Consider the following 19,536-nt stretch of genomic DNA (forward strand, 5'->3'; position numbering starts at 1 on the left):
ACTCAAGCGTTTAGACAGAGCCCGCAGCGATGCGGGCTTTTTTGTGCATGTCATTCGGGTCGACGCCATTGCCCTTGAGCAGTGCATCGACCAGCGAGCGGGCCATTTCCACCGAATGCACCAGCGACCACACCAGCCCGCGCTCGATGCCGCTGGCCATTTCGGTGATTTCATCCGAGACCTCTTCGGCACTCTTGAGCATGATCGATACATGCAGCAAGGCCTCCAGGGCAGTGACGTCAGGCAACACGGCAAAGGGAGAGCGGGGGCTGATTTTATGGGCGCGGGTGGCGCTGAGGGTCTCGAGCACCGCGGGTGCAGTGCCCAGGACATCAAGAATGCGCCGGGTTGCTTCATCGTGTTGATGATCATCGCGCTTGGAACGTTTGGGCTTGGAAGCTTTCATGGGTTTTCCACGCAGGCCATCATTCGAGCCGCAGACTTGGACGACTCAAGAAGATAGCCCCGTGACTTTCAACGCAGCAAGTGGCACTTGAGGCGAATTCGTATTCCAGGAAGCTTCCTACGTATTTCAGAGAAAGCTCTGACTTAACGGCTCCGGCGTCAGGTTTTGTTGTGGTCAATATCCAGTTTGCTGAACGTGACTTGTGCGCCTTCCTTGCTGTTGCCGGTGTTGTCCTGGACGTAAGCGCCCGCCTTGAAATACAGCGGTTTGGTGCGCCAGGTGGCGCTGATCTTGCTGCTCCACTGTTTGCCGGCGGCCTTGACGTTCAAGGTGCCGCTCGGTGTCAGGTTGATCACGTAGGTGAAGTTTTTGCCCAGCGGTACATTCTCGGCCAGTGTCACCGCTTTGCTTGAGCTGTCAGTGGGGCGGTTGCGCACTTTGGCCACCAGACTGCCGCTGTTGGTGCTGGCCTTGTATTGGTACTCGAGCTTGAGCAGCGGTTGCTGGCTCTGGAATGCATGGATTTGCCCGATCACCACTTTGCCCGATGAAGGCACCTTGTTGACCGCCAGCGTGGCGTTCAAAAAGTTGTTGGCGCTGGGATAAAGCCAGTTGCGTAATGTCCCGTTGGCCTGGGTTTCGCGCAATTCGCTGCGCGGGTAAATGGCATTTTCGGTTTTGCTGCCAGTCACCGGAACCCAGAAAAACAGGGTGCCGGTATCAGAGTGGAAATAGGCGTTCTTGTACCCTTGCAGCAGGCGGGGGGTAGTGATGGTTGCAGGCGGGGTGCCGACAGGAACACTCAGGTTCCAGGTAGCCAGATCAATCATGACGAGCCTTAAAAAAGTGCACTTACAGGGATAAAACCGGTAGCAAGGCTCTACACCAGGGCTTGGAAGGGAAGTCTTTATAAAGCCTGACGGGTGGCCAGCTAAAGTGGTGGCACCGCTTAATCTTGAATTCGCTACACTGGCGCACTTTTTATGTTGTACGTTGGCGCCCCATGACAGTCCTCAAATACCTTCAGGCTTATCCCCAGACCTTGCAGGATCAGGTACGCCAACTGATCGAGCGCGATCAGCTGGGCAGCTACCTGAGCGAGCGTTATCCACAGCGTCATGCGGTGCAAAGCGACAAGGCCCTGTACGCCTATGCGCTGGAACTCAAGCAGGAACACCTGCGCAATGCGCCTTCATTCGACAAGGTGCTGTTTGATAACAGGCTCGATCTGACCCACCGCGCCCTGGGCCTGCACACCACCATTTCGCGGGTCCAGGGTGGCAAGCTCAAGGCCAAGAGAGAGCTGCGCGTGGCCTCGCTGTTCAAGGAGGCGGCGCCAGAGTTTCTGAAAATGATCGTGGTCCATGAGCTGGCACACCTCAAGGAGTCAGATCACAACAAGGCGTTTTACAAGCTGTGTGAATACATGCAGCCGGGCTACCACCAGCTGGAGTTCGACTTGCGGGTGTACCTCACGTGGCGGGACATGCAGGCGGGTCGATGACAACCTGCAGGCGCCTGCACTAGTAGTCGCCAAGCACAGATATCAGGAGTTCTGAATGGAAGTCAGCAAAACCAAAAGCAGCTTTTACCGGCGTTTGTACGTGGCCTGGTTGATCGACAGCCAGACCGCCAGCAGCGTACCGGCCCTGACCGAGGTCACCGGTATGCCGCGCCGTACCGCCCAGGACACCATCGCCGCGCTGGCCGACTTGGACATTGTCTGCGAATTCGAGCAGCAGGACGGGGCCCGCAATCATGCCGGGCGCTATCAGATTCACAGCTGGGGGGCCATCGACAAGGCCTGGATCGGCCAGCATCTGGCGCAGATCAAACAGGTACTCGGTTACCCCTGAGGTGTTTGATCACGGCGCATGCCGATGTGCGGGATGTCATCTTCAAGATAGATTTCGCCCTCGGCGCTAAACCCGTGCTGCTCATAGAACGGCTGCAAATGAGCCTGGGCGGACATGAACACGGGTTGCCCGGGCCAATACTCATCGATATTTTCCAGCGCTTGAGCCAGCAGCTCGTGCCCCAGCTTTTGCCCACGGCCCGCAGGGGCAATGACCACCCGGCCAATGACCACGTCACCGCCCTGGGATTCAGGATCGAGCAGCCGGGCGTATGCCATCAGTTGGTTGTTCTGCCAGCCCATCAGGTGCAGGGTGTCGCCACTGAGGTCTTGTCCATCGACGTCCTGATAGGCGCATTTTTGCTCGACGACAAATACCTCCGAACGCAGCTCCAGTATGGTGTAGAGCTGTTCCTTGCCCAGATCGGTGTGGTGTTTGCAGATCCATTGAGTGGTGGTCACAAGCCTGTCCCTGTTCGAGAAAACGATCACCCGATAGTAGGCGCGAAGCCCGGTGGCGCCAAGTGCTACGGCGCTTTGATCAAATGCGCGGCCAGGGTGCGCAGCGGCCCGAGCTGACGGCAAATCAGCGCCAGCTGGGTTTGCACCAGGCGCTGGCTTTCGTCGAGCTCATCCGGCATCTGTTCCAGCTCATTGGCCAGCGCTTCTTCTTCGTCACTCTGCACCGCCACGGCCTGTTTGGTCGCCAGGCCTTGAGCAATCAGGTCGATGCTGTCTGCAATCCTGCGCCCCGCGCCTTCGATCAAGTGTTCGCGAATCTCGCTGGGCAACTGAGTGTCGCGGTGCGCGCCCAGGCCCGACAAATAGCTGAGCAAGGTGTGTGAGAGCACCAAAAAGCGGAAGCCCATATCGGCATCCTTACGGAAGTGTCCCGGCTCCATCAGCATGTTGGCCAGTGTGGTCGACAGGGCGGCGTCGGCGTTATGGGCATTGCGTCGTGCCAGGCGGTACGCCAGGTCGTCGCTTTTACCCTGGGCGTACTGCTGCATGATCTGGCGCAGGTACTGACTGTTACAGCTCAGGGTGTTGGCCAGTACCTGATTCAGGCGCCGGCCCTGCCAGTCAGGCAAGAACAGGAATACCGCAGCGGCGGCAATCACGCTGCCCACCAGGGTATCGAACAGCCTCGGCAGAAACAGCCCGTAGCCGTCGCCCACCTGATTGAAGCAAAACAGAATCATCAGGGTGATGGCAGCAGTGCTCAGGGTGTAGCGGGTAGTCCGGTTGATAAAGAACACCACCCCGGCCACCACCGCGAACATCGATTGCACCAGCGGGTTGGGGAACAGATCGAACAGCGCCCAGCCCACGGCCAGGCCGATGGCCGTGCCGATGATCCGCTGGCTGAACTTGCGGCGGGTCGCGCCGTAACTCGGCTGGCACACGAACAGCGTGGTGAGGATGATCCAGTAGCCCTGGCTGGGGTGAATCCAGTGCACCATCGCAAAACCGATGGACAGCGCCAGCGGCAGACGCAGTGCGTGGCGGAAAATCAGCGAGGTGGGTGTCAGGTGCTGGCGCAAACGCGACCATACATCCTTGAGGTTGCGCGGCGAGCGGTCCAGCAGGCTGCTGTCGGTGGCATCGGCAAGGCTGTCGGGGTTGCTGGCATCGCTCAGCAAGCGGTCCAGCGTACCGAGGTTGGCGGCCAGCGCCCGCAGTGAACGCAACAGCCCGCGCCAGGCCGGGTTGCTCTGGATGCGCAGGTGTTCAAGGGAGGCGTGCAGGTCGCCCAGCGCCTCGGCAAAACTGTCGTCATAGACGAATGGCTGGCGCAGCTTGATCGACTCCGACAAGCGCTGGCAGGCCACACCTTGCTGGCGTAACAGGCGCTGGCAACGGAACATCACATCGCTGTGGAAGAACGCCTCGGCCAGCGCGTTGTACGGGTAGTGGGACGAGCTGGCGCGTTCGTGGATGTCCTGCGCGAGGAAGTACAGCTTGAGGTAGCGGCTGAGCTTGGACCCGGGCCTGGAGTTGCCGACCCGGTGCAAAATGATTTCCTTGGCGCTGTTCAGGGCGGCCACCACCTTGCCGTTCTGGCGTGCCAGTTCCAGCCGGCCGGCTTCGACATCCAGTTTGCGCACGGGCTCGAACAGCGACGATTTGATCTTCAGGTACAAGCCCAACTCCCAGAACAGGCGCGCCAGGCTTTGCTGCACCGGCTGATGGGAAAACAGCGCCTGCCACAGTACCGACAGCAGCCCGTACCAGGCCGCACCCGCCACCAGCAGCAAGGGCTCGTGCCAGAAATTGAGCACCTCACCGCCGCGTTGATCGACCCCGATCATGGTGTACACGGCCAGAATCAGCGTGGCTGAGGCAATCGCCCCGTAGCGTTCGCCCAGCGCCCCGAGCATGGTCAGGCCGAAGCTGGCCAGCGCCAGTGCGCAGACCATCAACCAGGGGTAGGGGAAGAGTAATTCGACACTGAAGGCCGAGGCGCTGAAACACACCAGGGTCACCAGCAACGCGTTCAGTCGGCCCTGCCAGCTGTCATCGGTCTCGGACAGGGCGCTGGCGATAATCCCCAGGAACAGCGGGATCAGCAGCGACATCTCGTCCTGATACCAGCAAAAAGCCATGCTGCCAGTCAGGGCGATAAATACCCGAACGCTGTAACTGAACTTGTCCCGTGCCCATAAACGGCGCAGTGACTGACTAAAGGAGGTCGATGACATGGAGGTGACGGTGCCTGACTCGTGATTCGCTAAATTGAGCCAGATAAGACGACAGCGCAATGACACTCTTCACATTGGACAGTAAATATTTTTTGACTCAGACCTTGTAGCCGCTGCCGAAGGCTGCAGGGTGACGACGTTAGACGAACTGTGCCGCCGCGTACCCGGAAGCCCACGCCCACTGGAAGTTGAAACCGCCCAGATGGCCGCTCACATCCAGCACTTCGCCGACAAAATACAAGCCCGGGCTTTTCAGCGACTCCATGGTCTTGGATGACACTTCACGGGTATCGACCCCGCCCAATGTCACTTCAGCGGTGCGATAGCCTTCAGTGCCGGCCGGTACTACTTTCCAGCACGCCAGCCTGTCAGCCACTTCCGTCAGTTCGGCCGGGGTGTACTGCTTCATGGGCTTGGACACAAACCAGTGCTCGGCCAGCAAGTTGGCCATCTTCTTGGTGAAAATCTCACCGAGCAGGGTTTTCAGCTCGCTGTTCGGGCGTTCGGCCTGCTGGGTTTGCAGCCAGCTCAACGCGTCGAGGTCGGGCAACAGGTTGATTTCAACCGTGTCGCCGGAGTTCCAGAACGACGAAATCTGCAAGATCGCCGGGCCACTCAAACCGCGGTGGGTGAACAGGATATTTTCCCGGAAGCTCTGATCGTTGCAGCTCACCAGGCAGTCCACCGAAGTGCCCGAGAGCTCGGTGCAAATCTCTTTGAGCTGATCGGTGATGGTGAATGGCACCAGGCCTGCGCGGGTCGCCAGCAAGGTGTGGCCGAACTGCTTGGCCACTTGATAGCCAAAACCGGTGGCGCCGAGGGTCGGAATCGACAGCCCGCCGGTGGCGATCACCAGTGACTGGCAGTTCAACTGATCCAGGGTGGTCTTGAGGCTGTAGCCGGTTTCGGTCTTTTCGATCTGCTCCACCGAGGTGTCCAGGTGCAGGCTGACGCCCGCCTGCTGGCATTCGCTCAGGAGCATTTCGAGGATGTCGCTGGATTTGTTATCGCAGAACAATTGGCCGAGTTTCTTCTCGTGGTAGGGCACGCCGTGCTTGCTGACCAGTTCGATGAAATCCCATTGGGTATAACGCGCCAGCGCCGACTTGCAGAAGTGCGGGTTCTGCGACAGGAAATTGTTCGGTTCGGTGTACATGTTGGTGAAGTTGCAGCGGCCACCGCCCGACATCAGGATCTTCTTGCCCGCCTTGTTGGCGTGGTCAATCAGCATCACCTTGCGCCCACGCCCGGCAGCGGTCAGCGCGCACATCAAACCTGCGGCGCCAGCGCCAATAATCACAACGTCGGTAGAACGCAAAGCGGTGTCCTCACAAAATTCATTTTTACTTGGGGCCTGAACCTATTGTGGGAGCCGGCTTGCCGGCGATAGCAGCAACCCGGTGCATCTGAATCACCGAAGTGCTGTCATCGCCGGCAAGCCAGCTCCCACAGTGGGGTGTCGCTTGGGCTTACAAGACCCGGACGCGCAGTACGCGACCCTTGATTTTACCTTCGCTCAGGCGCTGGGCCGCTTGCTTGGCAATCGTGCGGTCAACGGCCACGTAGGCCTGGAAGTCAAAGATCGCGATCTTGCCGACCTGGGCACCGGGGATGCCCGCGTCGCCAGTCAGGGCGCCAAGGATGTCGCCGGGGCGAACCTTGTCTTTACGGCCTGCACCAATCACCAGAGTGCTCATGGCCGGCAGCAATGGCGCGCCGCCCTGGGATTTGAGGGTGTCCAGGGTTTCCCAGTTCAGCGGGGCTTTCTGCAGTTGCTCGATGGCCTGGGCGCGGTGCGCTTCGGACGGAGCAACCAGGCTGATCGCCACCCCTTTTTCGCCAGCGCGACCGGTACGGCCGACACGGTGAATGTGGATTTCCGAATCACGGGCCAGCTCGACGTTGAGCACCATGTCCAGTGCATCGATGTCCAGACCACGGGCCGCAACATCAGTGGCGACCAGTACCGAAGTCGAGCGGTTGGCGAACATCGCCAGCACCTGGTCACGGTCGCGCTGTTCCAGGTCGCCGTGCAGGCCGACGGCGGAAATACCCTTGGAGGTCAGGTGATCAACGGTTTCCTGAACCTGCTGCTTGGTGAAGCAGAAGGCCACGCACGATTGCGGACGGAAATGCGCGAGCACTTTGGTCACGGCGTCCATGCGCTCTTCAGGCGAGATTTCGTAGAAACGCTGTTCGATCTGGCTGTCCGTGTGCAAGGCCTCAGCTTTTACCTGCTGCGGGTTGCGCATGAACTTGGACGACAGCTGCTTGATACCGACCGGGTAGGTGGCGGAGAACAGCAGGGTCTGACGACGTTCCGGGGTCTGGCGAATGATGTCTTCGATGGCATCGTAGAAGCCCATGTCGAGCATGCGGTCGGCTTCGTCGAGGACCAGGGTGTTCAGGCCGTCGAGTTTCAGCGAGCCTTTGCGCAAGTGCTGCTGGATGCGGCCCGGGGTACCGACGATGATGTGCGCGCCGTGCTCCAGCGAGCCGATCTGCGGGCCGAAGGACACGCCGCCACACAGGGTCAGCACCTTGATGTTGTCTTCGGCGCGAGCCAGACGGCGGATCTCTTTGGCAACCTGGTCCGCCAGTTCGCGGGTCGGGCAGATCACGAGGGCCTGGCAACCGAAGAAACGCGGGTTGATCGGGTTCAGCAGGCCGATGCCGAAGGCGGCAGTTTTGCCGCTGCCGGTCTTCGCCTGGGCGATCAGGTCCATGCCTTTGAGGATCACCGGCAAGCTCTGCGCCTGGATCGGCGTCATCTGGGCATAACCGAGGGAGTCGAGGTTAGCCAGCATGGCGGCGGACAGAGGCAGAGAGTTAAAAGCGGTGGCAATGGTGGTCACGAGACTGGCCTGCAAAACAAAATGTCGCGCAGTGTAACAGCCCTATGGCCTTAGCCTGAACATTCTGGACGAGTTGTCATCTGAACCCTGATAACCCTGTAGGAGCGAGATTGCCTCGCGAGTTGTTAAAAAACTCGCGAGCAAGCTCGCTCCTACGGGATATTGCGTTCTTAGTGCTCCAGGTCGTGCTCGGAGTTGGCCTTGGGCTTGCGCCCGTCCTTGGGTGACAGCTGCAGGAAGATCGCGGCCGCCAGCATCGCCATGATGCCCACTGTCAGGAAGGTCAGCTGGAATGCCCCAAGTACCGTGTCCACCCCCTCTTCGCCGCCATCGCCGGTAAAGCCGCCGAGCAGGGCACCGGCGCACGCCACGCCCAGGCTCAATGACAGCTGCGCCACCACCGACAGCAAGCTGTTGCCGCTGCTGGCACTGGCGTCATCGAGGTCGATCAGGGTCACGGTATTCATGGCCGTGAACTGCAGCGAGTTGATCGCGCCCAGAACAGCCAGCATCCCCAGCAGCAACGGGTAGGGTGTGTGTTCGGTGACCAGGCCCATGCTGGCCAGCATCAGGCCCAGCGCAAAGGTATTGGTCGTGAGCACGGTGCGATAGCCCACGCGCTCAATCAGCGGCCGCGCCACCCACTTGGCCAGCATCGCCGCCGCCGCCAGTGGCAGCATGCTCATCCCCGCCTGTGACGGCGAATAGCCCAGGGCGACTTGCAGCAGCAGCGGCACCAGAAACGGCAAGGCGCCGCTGCCGAGCCGGGCAAACAGGTTGCCCAGGATGCCCACGGCAAAGGTCCTGGTTTTAAACAACACCGGCGAGAACAGCGGGTTGCTGATATTGCCCGCCCGCAGCCAATAGGCCGCCAGGCACGCCAGCCCCGCGAACAGCAGCAACATCACCCGCAGGTGCGGCATGTGCAGCTCGCCCAGGCCTTCCATGGCAATGGTGATAAACACCATCGCGGCGCCAAACAGCACAAAGCCCAGGGTATCGAAGCGGGTACGCTCGCTGCCGCGCAGGTCCGGGATGAAGTGCCAGACCGCCCAGCAGCCGAGTAGTCCGACGGGCAGGTTGATCAGGAAGATCCAGTGCCAGCTCAGGTACTCCACCATCCAGCCGCCCATGGTCGGTCCGATCAGGGGGCCGAGCAAACCGGGGATGGTGATAAAGCCCATGATCCGCACCAGCTCCGAACGCGGATAAGCCTTGAGCACCACCAGGCGCCCGATGGGCAGCATCAAGGCACCGCCCAGGCCTTGGACGATACGTGCGCCGATCAACTCGTTGAGCGTGCCGGACAGCGCGCACAGCAACGAACCGAAACTGAACAGGAGGATGGCGCTGAAGAAGATTTTCTTGGTGCCGAAGCGGTCGGCGATCCAGCCTGAGGCCGGAATCAGCAACGCGACGGTGAGCATGTAGGCAACGATCACGCCTTGCATGCGCAGCGGGTTTTCTTTCAGGTCGCTGGCCATGTCGGGCAGTGCAGTATTGAGGATGGTGCCGTCGAGCGACTGCATGAAAAACGCGATGGCCACTACCCAGGGCAGCCAGCGAAGGACTTCAGGACTTAGAACCGGACGTACGGGCATAGGACCTCTTTTTATGAACAATCGAGAACCCGCTGCGGGGCTGGTTGGCCCCACCCTGTGGGAGCCGGCTTGCCGGCGATGGTCAGGAAAACCCGGTTGTTCCAATCGCCGGCAAACCGGCTCCCACAGTGGGCAGGGTGCTTAAAGCGTCAATGTCAGTTTTTTTACCAGCGCTCCCGGTAACAGGTTTGACGCGGTCTGGCGCTGGTCATAGGTACTGGCCGACAACAGCAGCTCGCGTTCCACGGTCAGTGCTTCAAGCTGGGAACCCAGCAGACTATAGACGCTGTCATCAAAGCGCATGGTGTTGACCGGGGCCTTGATTTCGCCATTCTCGACCCAGAACGTGGCGAAGCGGGTCATGCCGGTCAGGCGTGCCGCCGACTGGTCGGAGTAGTTCAGGTACCACAGGTTGCTGATGTACAGCCCGGTACCCAACTGCTTGAGGATATCGGCCTGTTCCAGGCTGCCCGGCGCCATTGCCAGCGCACTCGGCCCTTCACCCCAGGGGGCGCCATTGGCCTCAAGGCCGTACTCGGCAGCGCTGCGTGAGCCCACCAGTTGCTGGTTGGCCTTGCCGTGTTTGACCAGCGACAGATCCTGGCGCGGATACCCTTCCTCGGAAAACCCCGGGCTCAGGGACTGGCTCACCCGCTCGTCCAGCGACACCAGCGGGCTCAGTTGCGCATCACCGGCATAGAGTTTTTGCAGCGGGCTGTATTTGCTGGCCAGCGCCTGGGCCGAAAACCCGCCCCAGCTCAGCATGCTCATCACTTCTTCCAGTGCCGCCGGAGCCAGATAAGCGCGGTATTCGCCGGGTGCCAGGGCATGCAGCGGGCGATCGAGAAACTCCAGCTGCTCGCGGGCCAATTGCATGCGCCGGGCAAAACGCTGGCTGTCCCAGTACGCCCCGGCGTAGCTGGCTTTCACCGCCTGGCCATTGCTGTGGAACAGGCTCCAGTCAAAGTTGAAGCTGTTGGCCTGGTGCCAGCCCAGCGCGCCTTCGGAGCTGGCATAGCCATAGCTGATCGGGCCGCTGGCATAAAAACCCACCAAGTCGATGCCTTCGGCGCTGCGGCTGATTTCCTCCAGCACCCGGGCGGTGTCCGGCAATGGCTGGTCCTGCACATTGTGGCTGTGCCACGGCTCGGGGTTGAGCAGCAGATAAGGATCAACCGGCAGTAACGGCAAGGTGTCGCGCAATTGCTGCAACGCCTCGGACACGCGCTGTTGATCGACCGTCGGGTCACCGGCCAGGGTGATGCTGACGTCAGCGTGACGACCATTGTCGATCAGCTTCAGGCTCAGGCTTGCCTGTTGCACAAGCCCTGCCTGGCGCACCTTGCCCTTGTTGAAACGAATGAATTGCGAAGCTTCGGCGTTATAGCCCAGGGTGAATTGCTCCGGGCTGCGGATCGCATCGCCCAGCCATTGCACCAGTGCCTTGAACTGCCCGGCCTGACTTATAGGGGTACTCATCAGGCATCGCCTCCAAACACGTCGATATTACTGAACACACAGGCCGGGGACGCATGGCCTACACGGATCACCTGGTTGGGCTCGCCTTTGCCGCAATTGGGGGTGCCCAGCACTTTAAACGTGCTGGCATCACCCACGGCGCTGAGGTTGCGCCAGAACTGCTCGGAGATACCGCGGTAGTTGGGGTTCTTGACCACGCCCTTGAGCTCGCCGTTCTCGATCAACTGACCCCACTCGCAGCCGAACTGGAATTTGTTGCGCGCATCGTCAATCGACCAGGAGCGGTTGGTGGCCATCAGGATCCCGTTTTCGATTGCGCCAACCAGTTGCGCCATCGACTTGTGCCCGGGTTCGATATTGAGGTTGGCCATACGGTCTATCGGTGGACGATTCCAGCTACATGCCCGGCTGTTGGCCACGCCGTCCAGGCCAGCGCGAAATTGCGACAGGGCCCCGCCCAAAGGCCGCAGCAGCAAACCTTCACGGATCAGGAATTCCTTGTGCGCCGGGGTGCCGTCGTCGTCAAAGCCATAGCTGGCCAGTTGCTCGGCAATGGTCGGGTCGAAGGTGACGTTGAGTAGCCTGGAGCCGTATTGCAGGCTGCCGAAGTCGCTGGCCTTGACGAAGCTGGTGCCCGCGTAATTGCGTTCGTCGCCCAGAATGCGGTCAAGTTCCAGCGGGTGGCCGATGGATTCGTGAATCTGCAGAATCATCTGGTCGGGCATCAACAGCAGGTCGCGCTTGCCCTGGGGTGTGTTGGGCGCAAGCAACAACTGCAGGGCCTGCTCGGCGACCTGGGGCGCGGCTCCGATCAGGCCGCAACGGCCGATCACATCGATACCGCCTTGCTGGCCAAAATTTTCACGGCCCAGGCTGCGGGTCTGGCTGTCATTGCCGTCATAGGCGGTCACGCTCATGCCCGGAAAAACAAAACGCTGCGCCCGGCGCAACTCGGCACCCGCACTGTTGAGATAAATCTGCTCGACGTGATTGAGCCCCAGGGACACGTCCCAGCTGACCAGTCGCTCGTCCTTGGGCACGGCCGCCGACTCGGCCCCCAGCAGCTCGAAGCACTGGCTGAGGGACGGGAATGTCTGGTCCAGATCGGGTGAGTAATAGTCGGCGCGCTCCCGGGAAACCGGTTCGAGTGTCAGGTCGAGCAGCGCGTGGGGCGTGATCAGACGGGCCTGGGCTTCGGCACGATCCAGAGCGGCCTGCAAACCGGCCTGCGACAGGTCGTTGGTGGCGGCATAGGCTTCAACGCCGTTGACCCGCACGGTCAGCATCGCGCCCTGGTCGTGACTGAATGCAGGGGGATCTGCAACGTTCTTGCGTACCGACAGGTGTTGCCCGGACTCGCGTACATAACGCAACGAAAAGAACTCGGCCCGGGTGCGCAGCGCGCCAAAGCGCTGCTTGAGCTGAGGGTAGAAATCGAACATGCACAGACCTCCGAACAACGAAAAGTGTATCGAAGCTTGGGTTTGGGAAGTGAAACGAGGCTCTAGAGTAGGCCTGCGGGGAGGCCGGGACAAGCGGGGAAGGGATGAAAGCGGGATGGTGGCGAATACAAGACCCGTAGCAGCTGCCGCAGGCTGCGTCCGGCAGCGAAGCTGTCGTAAGGTCTGAGATCACGGTTTGTCAGACAAACCGCGTTCTCAGGTTTTACGATCGCTGCGCAATCGGACGTAGCCTGCGGCAACTGCTACCGCATCGGTGTTACTGCGCGGTACGGCTCACATCACGCAGCGGCTTGCCGCGTACCGGTGCATCGCCTGCGACGTAGTAGTCGGCAGTGCTGCGCGGCAGTGGCGCACGACCACGGATCTTGTCGGCGATTTTCTCGGCGATCATGATTGTCGGTGCGTTGAGGTTACCGGTGGTGATCAGCGGCATGATCGACGCATCGACTACCCGCAGGCCCTGCATGCCATGCACGCGGCCTTCGCCATCCACGACAGCCATTTCGTCGGTGCCCATCTTGCACGAGCAGGACGGGTGGAACGCTGTTTCCGCGTGTTCACGGATGAACGTGTCCAGTTCTTCGTCAGTCTGCTTGTCGATACCCGGGCTGATTTCACGGCCACGGAAGGCGTCCAGAGCAGGCTGCTGCATGATTTCGCGGGTCAGGCGGATGCCGTCACGGAATTCCTGCCAGTCTTGCTCGGCGGCCATGTAGTTGAACAGGATGCTCGGGTACTCGCGCGGGTCCTTGGACTTGACGTTGATCCGGCCACGGCTTGGCGAACGCATGGAACCCATGTGTGCCTGGAAACCGTGCTCTTTGACCCCGTTGCTGCCGTTGTAGTTAATCGCAACCGGCAGGAAGTGGTACTGGATGTTCGGCCATTCGAACTCTTCGCGAGTACGGATAAAACCGCCTGCTTCGAACTGGTTGCTGGCGCCGATGCCCTTGCCCAGGAACAGCCACTCGGCACCAATGGCCGGCTGGTTGTACCACAGCAAAGACGGGTACAGCGAAACCGGCTGGGTGCATGCGTATTGCAGATACAGCTCCAGGTGGTCCTGCAGGTTCTGGCCGACGCCCGGCAGGTCGTGAACCACCGGGATATCGAGGCTGTTGAGCAGTTCGGCCGGGCCGACGCCGGAGCGTTGCAGCACGGTTGGCGAACCGATCGCGCCGCTGCACAGCAGCACTTCTTTACGGGCCTTGGCCAGAATGCGGGTGTCGCTGTCGCCGACCATGTAAGAAACGCCAACTGCACGCTTGCCTTCAAACTCGATCTTGTCGGTCAGGGCGTGGGTGACGATGGTCAGGGTCGAACGCTGCTTGGCGGTGTCCAGGTAACCGCGAGCGGTGCTGGCACGACGACCGTTTGGCGTCACGGTACGGTCCATCGGGCCGAAACCTTCCTGCTGGTAGCCGTTCAGGTCTTCGGTACGCGGGTAGCCAGCCTGTACGCCGGCTTCAACCATGGCGTGGAACAACACGTTGTTGCCTGCCTTTGGCGTAGTCACGCTGACCGGACCATCACCGCCGTGGTAATCGTTGGCGCCGATGTCCCGGGTTTCCGCTTTACGGAAGTACGGCAGGCAGTTCAGGTAATCCCAGTCTTCGAGGCCTGGCAATTTTGCCCAGCCGTCGTAGTCCATCGCGTTGCCGCGGATGTAGCACATGCCGTTGATCAGGGACGAGCCGCCCAGGCCTTTGCCGCGGCCACATTCCATGCGGCGATTGTCCATGTGCGGTTCAGGATCGGTTTCAAAGGCCCAGTTGTAGCGACGGCCTTGCAGCGGGAACGCCAGAGCCGCAGGCATCTGGGTCCGGAAATCGAAACGGTAGTCCGGGCCGCCAGCTTCGAGCAGCAGCACGGTGACGCCTTCGTCTTCAGTCAGACGGGTCGCCAGGGTGTTACCGGCAGAGCCGGCACCAATGATGATGTAATCGAATTCTTGGGACATAAAATGCACCCTCTTTGAAGTTGGTCAGATCATGGCGAGCGCTTCGCCCTCGATCGCCGGCAAGCCGGGCTCCCACAAGGTTCGTGGGAGCTGGCTTGCCGGCGATGGGGGCGCTGGCTTAGAACACCGAAACGTAATCGCCCAACTCAACCTGTACCGATTTGATCTGGGTGTACTGCGCCAGGGAGCTGATGCCGTTTTCGCGGCCGATACCCGACTGCTTGTAGCCGCCAACCGGCATTTTGGCGTCGGACTCGCCCCAGGCGTTGATCCAGCAAATGCCCGCTTCCAGCTGATGAATGACGCGGTGGGCGCGGTTCAGGTCTTTGGTCACGACACCGGCGGCCAGGCCGAACTCGGTATCGTTGGCGCGGCGGATCACTTCTTCTTCGGTGTCGTAGGTGAGGATGCTCATCACCGGGCCAAAGATTTCCTCTTTGACGATGGTCATCTCATCGGTGCAGTCGCTGAACACGGTGGGTGCCACGAATGCACCTTTGGCCAGGTCGCCCTGGGTCAGGCGTTCGCCGCCGCACAGGAGGCGGGCGCCTTCTTCCTTGCCTTTGGCAATGTAGCCCAGCACGCTTTCCATGTGAGCAAAGCTGACCAGCGGACCGAAGTTCGTGTTTTCGTCTTCCGGGTTGCCGATGCGGATACGTGCAACGCGCTCCAGGATCTTGGCTTCGAACGCAGCTTTAAGTGCGGTCGGTACGAACACGCGAGTGCCGTTGGTGCACACCTGGCCCGAGCTGTAGAAGTTGGCCATCATCGCGGTGTCAGCCGCACGATCCAGGTCGGCGTCATCAAAAATGATCAGCGGCGACTTGCCGCCCAGTTCCATGGTCACTTCTTTAAGCGAAGAGCTGGTGGCGCTGGAGGTGACTTTCTTGCCGGTGTCGGTGCCGCCGGTGAACGAGATTTTCTCGATGCGCGGGTGCTCGGTCAGCCAGGTGCCGACTTCACGGCCGCTGCCGGTCAGTACGTTGAACACGCCGTCCGGTACGCCGGCAGCGGTATAGATTTCAGCCAGTTTCAAGGTGGTCAGCGAAGTGACTTCACTTGGCTTGAAGATCATCGCGTTACCGGCAGCCAGCGCCGGTGCGGATTTCCACAAAGCGATCTGGATCGGGTAGTTCCACGCGCCGATACCGGCCACAACGCCCAGTGGCTCGCGACGGGTGTAAACGAACGAAGTGTCGCGCAGCGGGATTTGCTCGCCCTGAATGGCGGGCACCAGGCCTGCGTAGTATTCCAGTACGTCGGCGCCGGTCACGATGTCGACATAACGGGTTTCGGAGTACGACTTGCCGGTGTCCAGGGTTTCCAGAGCGGCCAGTTCATCGTTGCGCTCGCGCAGGATGTCCACAGCCCGACGCAGGATGCGCGAACGCTCTACGGCAGTCATGGCAGCCCAGATTTTCTGGCCTTTCTCGGCGCTGACAACAGCACGCTCAACGTCTTCTTTAGTCGCACGTTGCACTTGGGCAAGGACTTCGCCGTTTGCCGGGTTGATGGCATCGAAGGTTGCATCGCTGCTGGCGTCGGTGTAACCGCCGTCGATGTAGAGTTTTTGCAGTTCGAAACGGGCCATAAAATCCTCGCAAGTGCATAAGTGGTTGGCGTTGATCGTGAAACTGGCTGCCATCTAACTGGGGCAACTCAGATTCGCGACAGTTCAGGGGTTAAGCGTTGATTGGGCCTAACTCACCTTTTTCGCCAGTTGTAGATCCATGTATTCGTAGCAGATGCGTTGTGCCTGTTCGGTGTCGAAAGCGTCTCCCGACAGGGCACCCCGCAACCATAGACCATCGATGAGAGCTGCCAGGCCTCGTGCTGCATTGCGGGCTTGGGCCTGCGGCAGGACTCGGCGAAATTGGCAGCACAGATTGGAATACAGGCGGTGATCGTTGATCCGCTGCAATCTGTGTAACGACGGCTGGTGCATGCTGGCGGCCCAAAAGGCCAGCCAGGTCTTCATTGCCGGGCCACTGACCTGGCTGGCGTCGAAGTTGCCTTCAACGATCACCTGCAGGTGTGCCCTTGGGCTGTCATCGCTCAGCGCCTGGCGGCGGGCGGTGACGTTTTCGATCAAGACGTTCATCAAGTACCGCATGGTGGCGGCAATCAGACCGTTCTTGTCGCGAAAGTAGTGACTGATGATGCCATTCGACACGCCGGCCAAACGGGCAATCAGTGCAATGCTGGCATCGGCCATCCCGACCTGATCGACCGCCGTTAACGTGGCTTCGATCAACTGCTGGCGGCGTATGGGTTGCATCCCGACCTTTGGCATCTTGCAAATCTCCTTGGGCCTGCGAGCAGTGCAAATCGATCACTGAACGAAGACCAGTCTATTTTGTTTTGATTGAACGTTCAATCAACAAAGAATAAGCTCTGCGACAAATCGTCGCGATTTGTGCCATTTCCCTGGGCATGAATGGCGAAAAACGACACAGCAAACATCTCTGGAACCCCGGATTTGTGTAGGAGCGAGCTTGCTCGCGAGCTTTTTAATCGCGTTACAGGGCTCGCGAGCAAGCTCGCTCCTACAGAAACAGCAGGGTCCGGGCGGGTCCGGTTTTTTAGCGGTGTCTTTATATCACTCGACCGTTGGTCGCTATCTAAGCGTTTGGTCGAGTGGTGCGTTGCCTCAAGTCTTTCTCTCGCGCTGCCTGGAGCATCCGTGCCATGAGTTCTGCTTCTCTTATAAAGACCCCGCCGCAAAAGGTGACGGTCAACGGTTGGGTGTTTTACACCTCCACTGCCTTGATATTGTTGCTGACTGCCATTTTGATCATCGCCCCCGAAGAAGCAGGCCGCGTACTGGGTGTTGCCCAGGAATGGTTGTCGCGCAGCTTCGGCTGGTACTACATGGTGGTGATCGCCGCTTACCTGATTTTCGTCGTGGGCCTGGCGTTTTCGTCTTACGGAAAACTGAAACTGGGGACCAAGCAAGACACCCCCGACTTCAGCTACGGCGCCTGGGCCGGGATGCTGTTCTCGTCCGGTATCGGTATCTCGCTGTTGTACTTCGGTGCATCCGAGCCGCTGGACCACTACTTCAACCCGCCTGAAGGCGTCTCGGGCAGTCATGAAGCCGCGCGTCAGGCGCTGCAACTGACCTTCCTGCACTGGGGCCTGCATGGCTGGGCGATCTACGCACTGGTCGGTCTGGCCGTGGCTTACTTTGCCTACCGCCACAACCAGCCGCTGGCCCTGCGTTCGGCGTTGTACCCGTTGATGGGCGAGCGTTGGGTAAAAGGCGCTGCGGGCCATGCGGTAGACGGCTTCGGCATGTTCGTGACGTTGCTCGGCCTGGTGACCAACCTGGGCATTGGCTCGATGCAAGTGTCGTCGGGGCTTGAGAACCTGTTCGGCATGGAACACAGCAATACCAACTTGCTGATCGTGATCATCGTGATGAGCACCGTGGCCACCATTGCGGCGGTTTCTGGCGTTGAAAACGGCATTCGCCGGCTGTCGAACCTGAACATCGTGCTGTTCAGTGGCTTGCTGATTTTCGTGCTGTTGTTCGGCCCGACCCTGCACCTGCTCAACGGCTTTGTGCAAAACACCGGCGACTACCTGAACGGTATCGTCATGAAAACCTTCGACCTGTACGTCTATGAAGGCGACACCAAAAAGACCGAAGGCTGGTTGGGTCTGTGGACCCTGTTCTACTGGGCGTGGTGGATTTCCTGGGCCCCGTTCGTCGGCATGTTCATCGCGCGTATTTCCCGCGGGCGGACCGTGCGTGAACTGGTAGCAGGTGTATTGCTGATTCCGCTGGGCTTCACCCTGGCCTGGTTGTCGATCTTCGGTAACTCGGCACTGGACCTGGTGGTTAACCACGGTGCGGTGGAGTTGGGCAAAACGGCGCTCGAACAGCCGTCGATGGCGATTTACCAACTGCTTGAGCACTACCCGGCATCGAAAATCGTGATCGGCGTGTCGATCTTTGTCGGCTTTGTACTGTTCCTGACCCCGGCGGATTCCGGGGCGGTCATGATGGCCAACCTGTCCTGCAAAGGCGGCGATGTCGATGAAGACGCCCCGCACTGGCTGCGCATCTTCTGGTCGGTGGTGATCACCCTGGTGACCATCGGCCTGTTGTTCGCCGGTAACTTTGCCGCCATGCAAACCATGGTCGTACTGGCCGGCCTGCCGTTCTCGGTGGTGCTGATCCTGTTTATGTTCGGCCTGCACAAAGCGATGCGCCAGGACACCCAGATGGAACAGGAACAGGCTGAGCTGGCGGCCCGTGGTCGCAGCGGCTTTTTCAGCGAGCGCCTGACGGCCCAGGACCTGCAGCCAACCCAGGCGGTGGTGCAGCGCTTCATGGACAAACACGTGACCCCGGCGCTGGAAGAAGCCGCTGCGCAACTGCGTGCTCAAGGGTTCGATGTACAGACCTTGCTGGGTAAAGCCAAGCGTTGCATGGGCGTGCGGGTCGAGATGGAAGAAGGCAACCCGTTTGTCTACGAAGTCAGCCTGGACGGCTATATGGCGGCGCCGGGCGAGTCCGGCCAGGATGAAGTGCGCAATCGTTACTACCGGGCCGAAGTGTATTTGCACAACGGCAGCCAGGAGTACGACCTGATGGGCTTCACCCCTGAGCAAATCAGCCGTGACGTGCTCGACCAGTTTGAAAGCCATCGCCAGCTCCTTGGGCGGGTTTACAGCTAAGCCACCACGCATTACCTGTAGCAGCTGCCGCAGGCTGCGTCCGATTGCGCAGCAAATCGTAAAGTCTGAGTACGCGGCTCACCTGAAGAGCCGTGTTACCGGGCTGAACGACGGCTGCGCCGCCGGACGTAGCCTCGTGCTACTCGGCAACTGCTACGGCCTGAGATCAGCCCAGGTTTTTGCCCAGCAGCGCGTGGTACACCCCACCACTTTCTGGCGGGTTTACAGCTAAGCCACCACGCATTACCTGTAGCAGCTGCCGCAGGCTGCGTCCGATTGCGCAGCAATCGTAAAGTCTGAGTACGCGGCTCACCTGAAGAGCCGTGTTACCGGGCTGAACGACGGCTGCGCCGCCGGACGTAGCCTCGTGCCACTCGGCAACTGCTACGGCCTGAGATCAGCCCAGGTTTTTGCCCAGCAGCGCGTGGTACACCCCACCACTTTCTGGCGGGTTTACAGCTAAGCCACCACGCATTACCTGTAGCAGCTGCCGCAGGCTGCGTCCGATTGCGCAGCAATCGTAAAGCCT

Annotated in this window: 15 protein-coding genes; 3 read left to right on the top strand and 12 right to left on the bottom strand. The window is 60.2% G+C overall.

The genetic code is table 11. The annotated features are described in order from the left end of the window. Window positions 1-10 precede the first annotated feature (10 nt). The gene (locus tag ACP7BO_RS16805; RefSeq protein WP_426211562.1) at window positions 11-406 is read right to left on the bottom strand and encodes a hypothetical protein; all 396 of its coding nucleotides are present in this window, start codon (window positions 404-406) and stop codon (window positions 11-13) included. Window positions 407-564: 158 nt separating this feature from the next. Continuing rightward, on the bottom strand, window positions 565-1,236 hold the full coding sequence (locus tag ACP7BO_RS16810) for a polysaccharide lyase family 7 protein (RefSeq protein WP_397455519.1): 672 nt from the start codon (window positions 1,234-1,236) through the stop codon (window positions 565-567). A 173-nt stretch (window positions 1,237-1,409) separates the two neighbouring features. Between ACP7BO_RS16810 and ACP7BO_RS16815 the strand changes: the two genes are divergently transcribed. Together ACP7BO_RS16815 and ACP7BO_RS16820 are read left to right on the top strand one after the other, a co-directional pair. Continuing rightward, the gene (locus ACP7BO_RS16815; protein WP_073509830.1) at window positions 1,410-1,910 is read left to right on the top strand and encodes a M48 family metallopeptidase; all 501 of its coding nucleotides are present in this window, start codon (window positions 1,410-1,412) and stop codon (window positions 1,908-1,910) included. 55 nt (window positions 1,911-1,965) lie between these two features. Next, the gene (locus ACP7BO_RS16820; RefSeq protein WP_397455520.1) at window positions 1,966-2,262 is read left to right on the top strand and encodes a winged helix-turn-helix domain-containing protein; all 297 of its coding nucleotides are present in this window, start codon (window positions 1,966-1,968) and stop codon (window positions 2,260-2,262) included. Here ACP7BO_RS16820 and ACP7BO_RS16825 read toward each other — a convergent pair. The 10 genes from ACP7BO_RS16825 to betI form a co-directional block, all read right to left on the bottom strand. Continuing rightward, entirely contained in the window at window positions 2,253-2,723 is a 471-nt protein-coding gene (locus ACP7BO_RS16825; RefSeq protein WP_426211565.1) for a GNAT family N-acetyltransferase, read from the bottom strand. The genes ACP7BO_RS16820 and ACP7BO_RS16825 overlap by 10 nt on opposite strands. A gap of 65 nt (window positions 2,724-2,788) precedes the next feature. Beyond that, complete coding sequence (yccS, locus tag ACP7BO_RS16830) at window positions 2,789-4,963, bottom strand: YccS family putative transporter (protein ID WP_060696637.1); 2,175 nt, start codon at window positions 4,961-4,963, stop codon at window positions 2,789-2,791. Window positions 4,964-5,102: 139 nt separating this feature from the next. Further along, entirely contained in the window at window positions 5,103-6,281 is a 1,179-nt protein-coding gene (locus tag ACP7BO_RS16835) for an NAD(P)/FAD-dependent oxidoreductase (protein WP_397455522.1), read from the bottom strand. 151 nt (window positions 6,282-6,432) lie between these two features. Then, a complete protein-coding gene (dbpA, locus tag ACP7BO_RS16840) occupies window positions 6,433-7,770 on the bottom strand; it encodes an ATP-dependent RNA helicase DbpA (RefSeq protein ID WP_232286864.1) in 1,338 nt (445 codons plus the stop codon). 218 nt (window positions 7,771-7,988) lie between these two features. Further along, complete coding sequence (gene mdtD, locus ACP7BO_RS16845) at window positions 7,989-9,419, bottom strand: multidrug transporter subunit MdtD (protein WP_060696639.1); 1,431 nt, start codon at window positions 9,417-9,419, stop codon at window positions 7,989-7,991. 141 nt (window positions 9,420-9,560) lie between these two features. After that, window positions 9,561-10,898: a TldD/PmbA family protein gene (locus ACP7BO_RS16850; RefSeq protein WP_426211567.1), complete on the bottom strand. Its 1,338-nt coding sequence runs from the start codon at window positions 10,896-10,898 to the stop codon at window positions 9,561-9,563. Beyond that, window positions 10,898-12,340 carry a TldD/PmbA family protein gene (locus tag ACP7BO_RS16855; RefSeq protein WP_426211569.1) on the bottom strand — a complete coding sequence of 481 codons (1,443 nt, stop codon included), beginning with the start codon at window positions 12,338-12,340 and terminating at the stop codon, window positions 10,898-10,900. Before ACP7BO_RS16855 ends, ACP7BO_RS16850 begins: the two co-directional genes overlap by 1 nt. A gap of 277 nt (window positions 12,341-12,617) precedes the next feature. Beyond that, window positions 12,618-14,321 carry a choline dehydrogenase gene (betA, locus tag ACP7BO_RS16860; protein WP_397455526.1) on the bottom strand — a complete coding sequence of 568 codons (1,704 nt, stop codon included), beginning with the start codon at window positions 14,319-14,321 and terminating at the stop codon, window positions 12,618-12,620. 118 nt (window positions 14,322-14,439) lie between these two features. Beyond that, window positions 14,440-15,912 carry a betaine-aldehyde dehydrogenase gene (gene betB, locus ACP7BO_RS16865; RefSeq protein WP_397455527.1) on the bottom strand — a complete coding sequence of 491 codons (1,473 nt, stop codon included), beginning with the start codon at window positions 15,910-15,912 and terminating at the stop codon, window positions 14,440-14,442. A gap of 108 nt (window positions 15,913-16,020) precedes the next feature. After that, on the bottom strand, window positions 16,021-16,614 hold the full coding sequence (gene betI, locus ACP7BO_RS16870) for a transcriptional regulator BetI (protein WP_060696643.1): 594 nt from the start codon (window positions 16,612-16,614) through the stop codon (window positions 16,021-16,023). Between the two features lie 452 nt (window positions 16,615-17,066). Here betI and ACP7BO_RS16875 point away from each other — a divergent pair, with 452 nt between their 5' ends. Beyond that, window positions 17,067-19,007: a BCCT family transporter gene (locus tag ACP7BO_RS16875; protein WP_397457349.1), complete on the top strand. Its 1,941-nt coding sequence runs from the start codon at window positions 17,067-17,069 to the stop codon at window positions 19,005-19,007. The last annotated feature ends 529 nt before the right edge of the window (window positions 19,008-19,536 follow it).

The sequence above is a fragment of the Pseudomonas sp. TWR2-1-1 genome (assembly GCF_049897045.1).
GTDB classification, from domain to species: Bacteria; Pseudomonadota; Gammaproteobacteria; order Pseudomonadales; family Pseudomonadaceae; genus Aquipseudomonas; species Aquipseudomonas versuta.

Bases quoted from the DNA above. Each gene is read 5' to 3' on its own strand.
- ACP7BO_RS16805 (WP_426211562.1), bottom strand. From the start codon at position 406: ATGAAAGCTTCCAAGCCCAAACGTTCCAAGCGCGATGATCATCAACAC.
- ACP7BO_RS16810 (WP_397455519.1), bottom strand. From the start codon at position 1,236: ATGATTGATCTGGCTACCTGGAACCTGAGTGTTCCTGTCGGCACCCCG.
- ACP7BO_RS16815 (WP_073509830.1), top strand. From the start codon at position 1,410: ATGACAGTCCTCAAATACCTTCAGGCTTATCCCCAGACCTTGCAGGAT.
- ACP7BO_RS16820 (WP_397455520.1), top strand. From the start codon at position 1,966: ATGGAAGTCAGCAAAACCAAAAGCAGCTTTTACCGGCGTTTGTACGTG.
- yccS (WP_060696637.1), bottom strand. From the start codon at position 4,963: ATGTCATCGACCTCCTTTAGTCAGTCACTGCGCCGTTTATGGGCACGG.
- dbpA (WP_232286864.1), bottom strand. From the start codon at position 7,770: ATGCTGGCTAACCTCGACTCCCTCGGTTATGCCCAGATGACGCCGATC.
- mdtD (WP_060696639.1), bottom strand. From the start codon at position 9,419: ATGCCCGTACGTCCGGTTCTAAGTCCTGAAGTCCTTCGCTGGCTGCCC.
- ACP7BO_RS16850 (WP_426211567.1), bottom strand. From the start codon at position 10,898: ATGAGTACCCCTATAAGTCAGGCCGGGCAGTTCAAGGCACTGGTGCAA.
- ACP7BO_RS16855 (WP_426211569.1), bottom strand. From the start codon at position 12,340: ATGTTCGATTTCTACCCTCAGCTCAAGCAGCGCTTTGGCGCGCTGCGC.
- betA (WP_397455526.1), bottom strand. From the start codon at position 14,321: ATGTCCCAAGAATTCGATTACATCATCATTGGTGCCGGCTCTGCCGGT.
- betB (WP_397455527.1), bottom strand. From the start codon at position 15,912: ATGGCCCGTTTCGAACTGCAAAAACTCTACATCGACGGCGGTTACACC.
- betI (WP_060696643.1), bottom strand. From the start codon at position 16,614: ATGCCAAAGGTCGGGATGCAACCCATACGCCGCCAGCAGTTGATCGAA.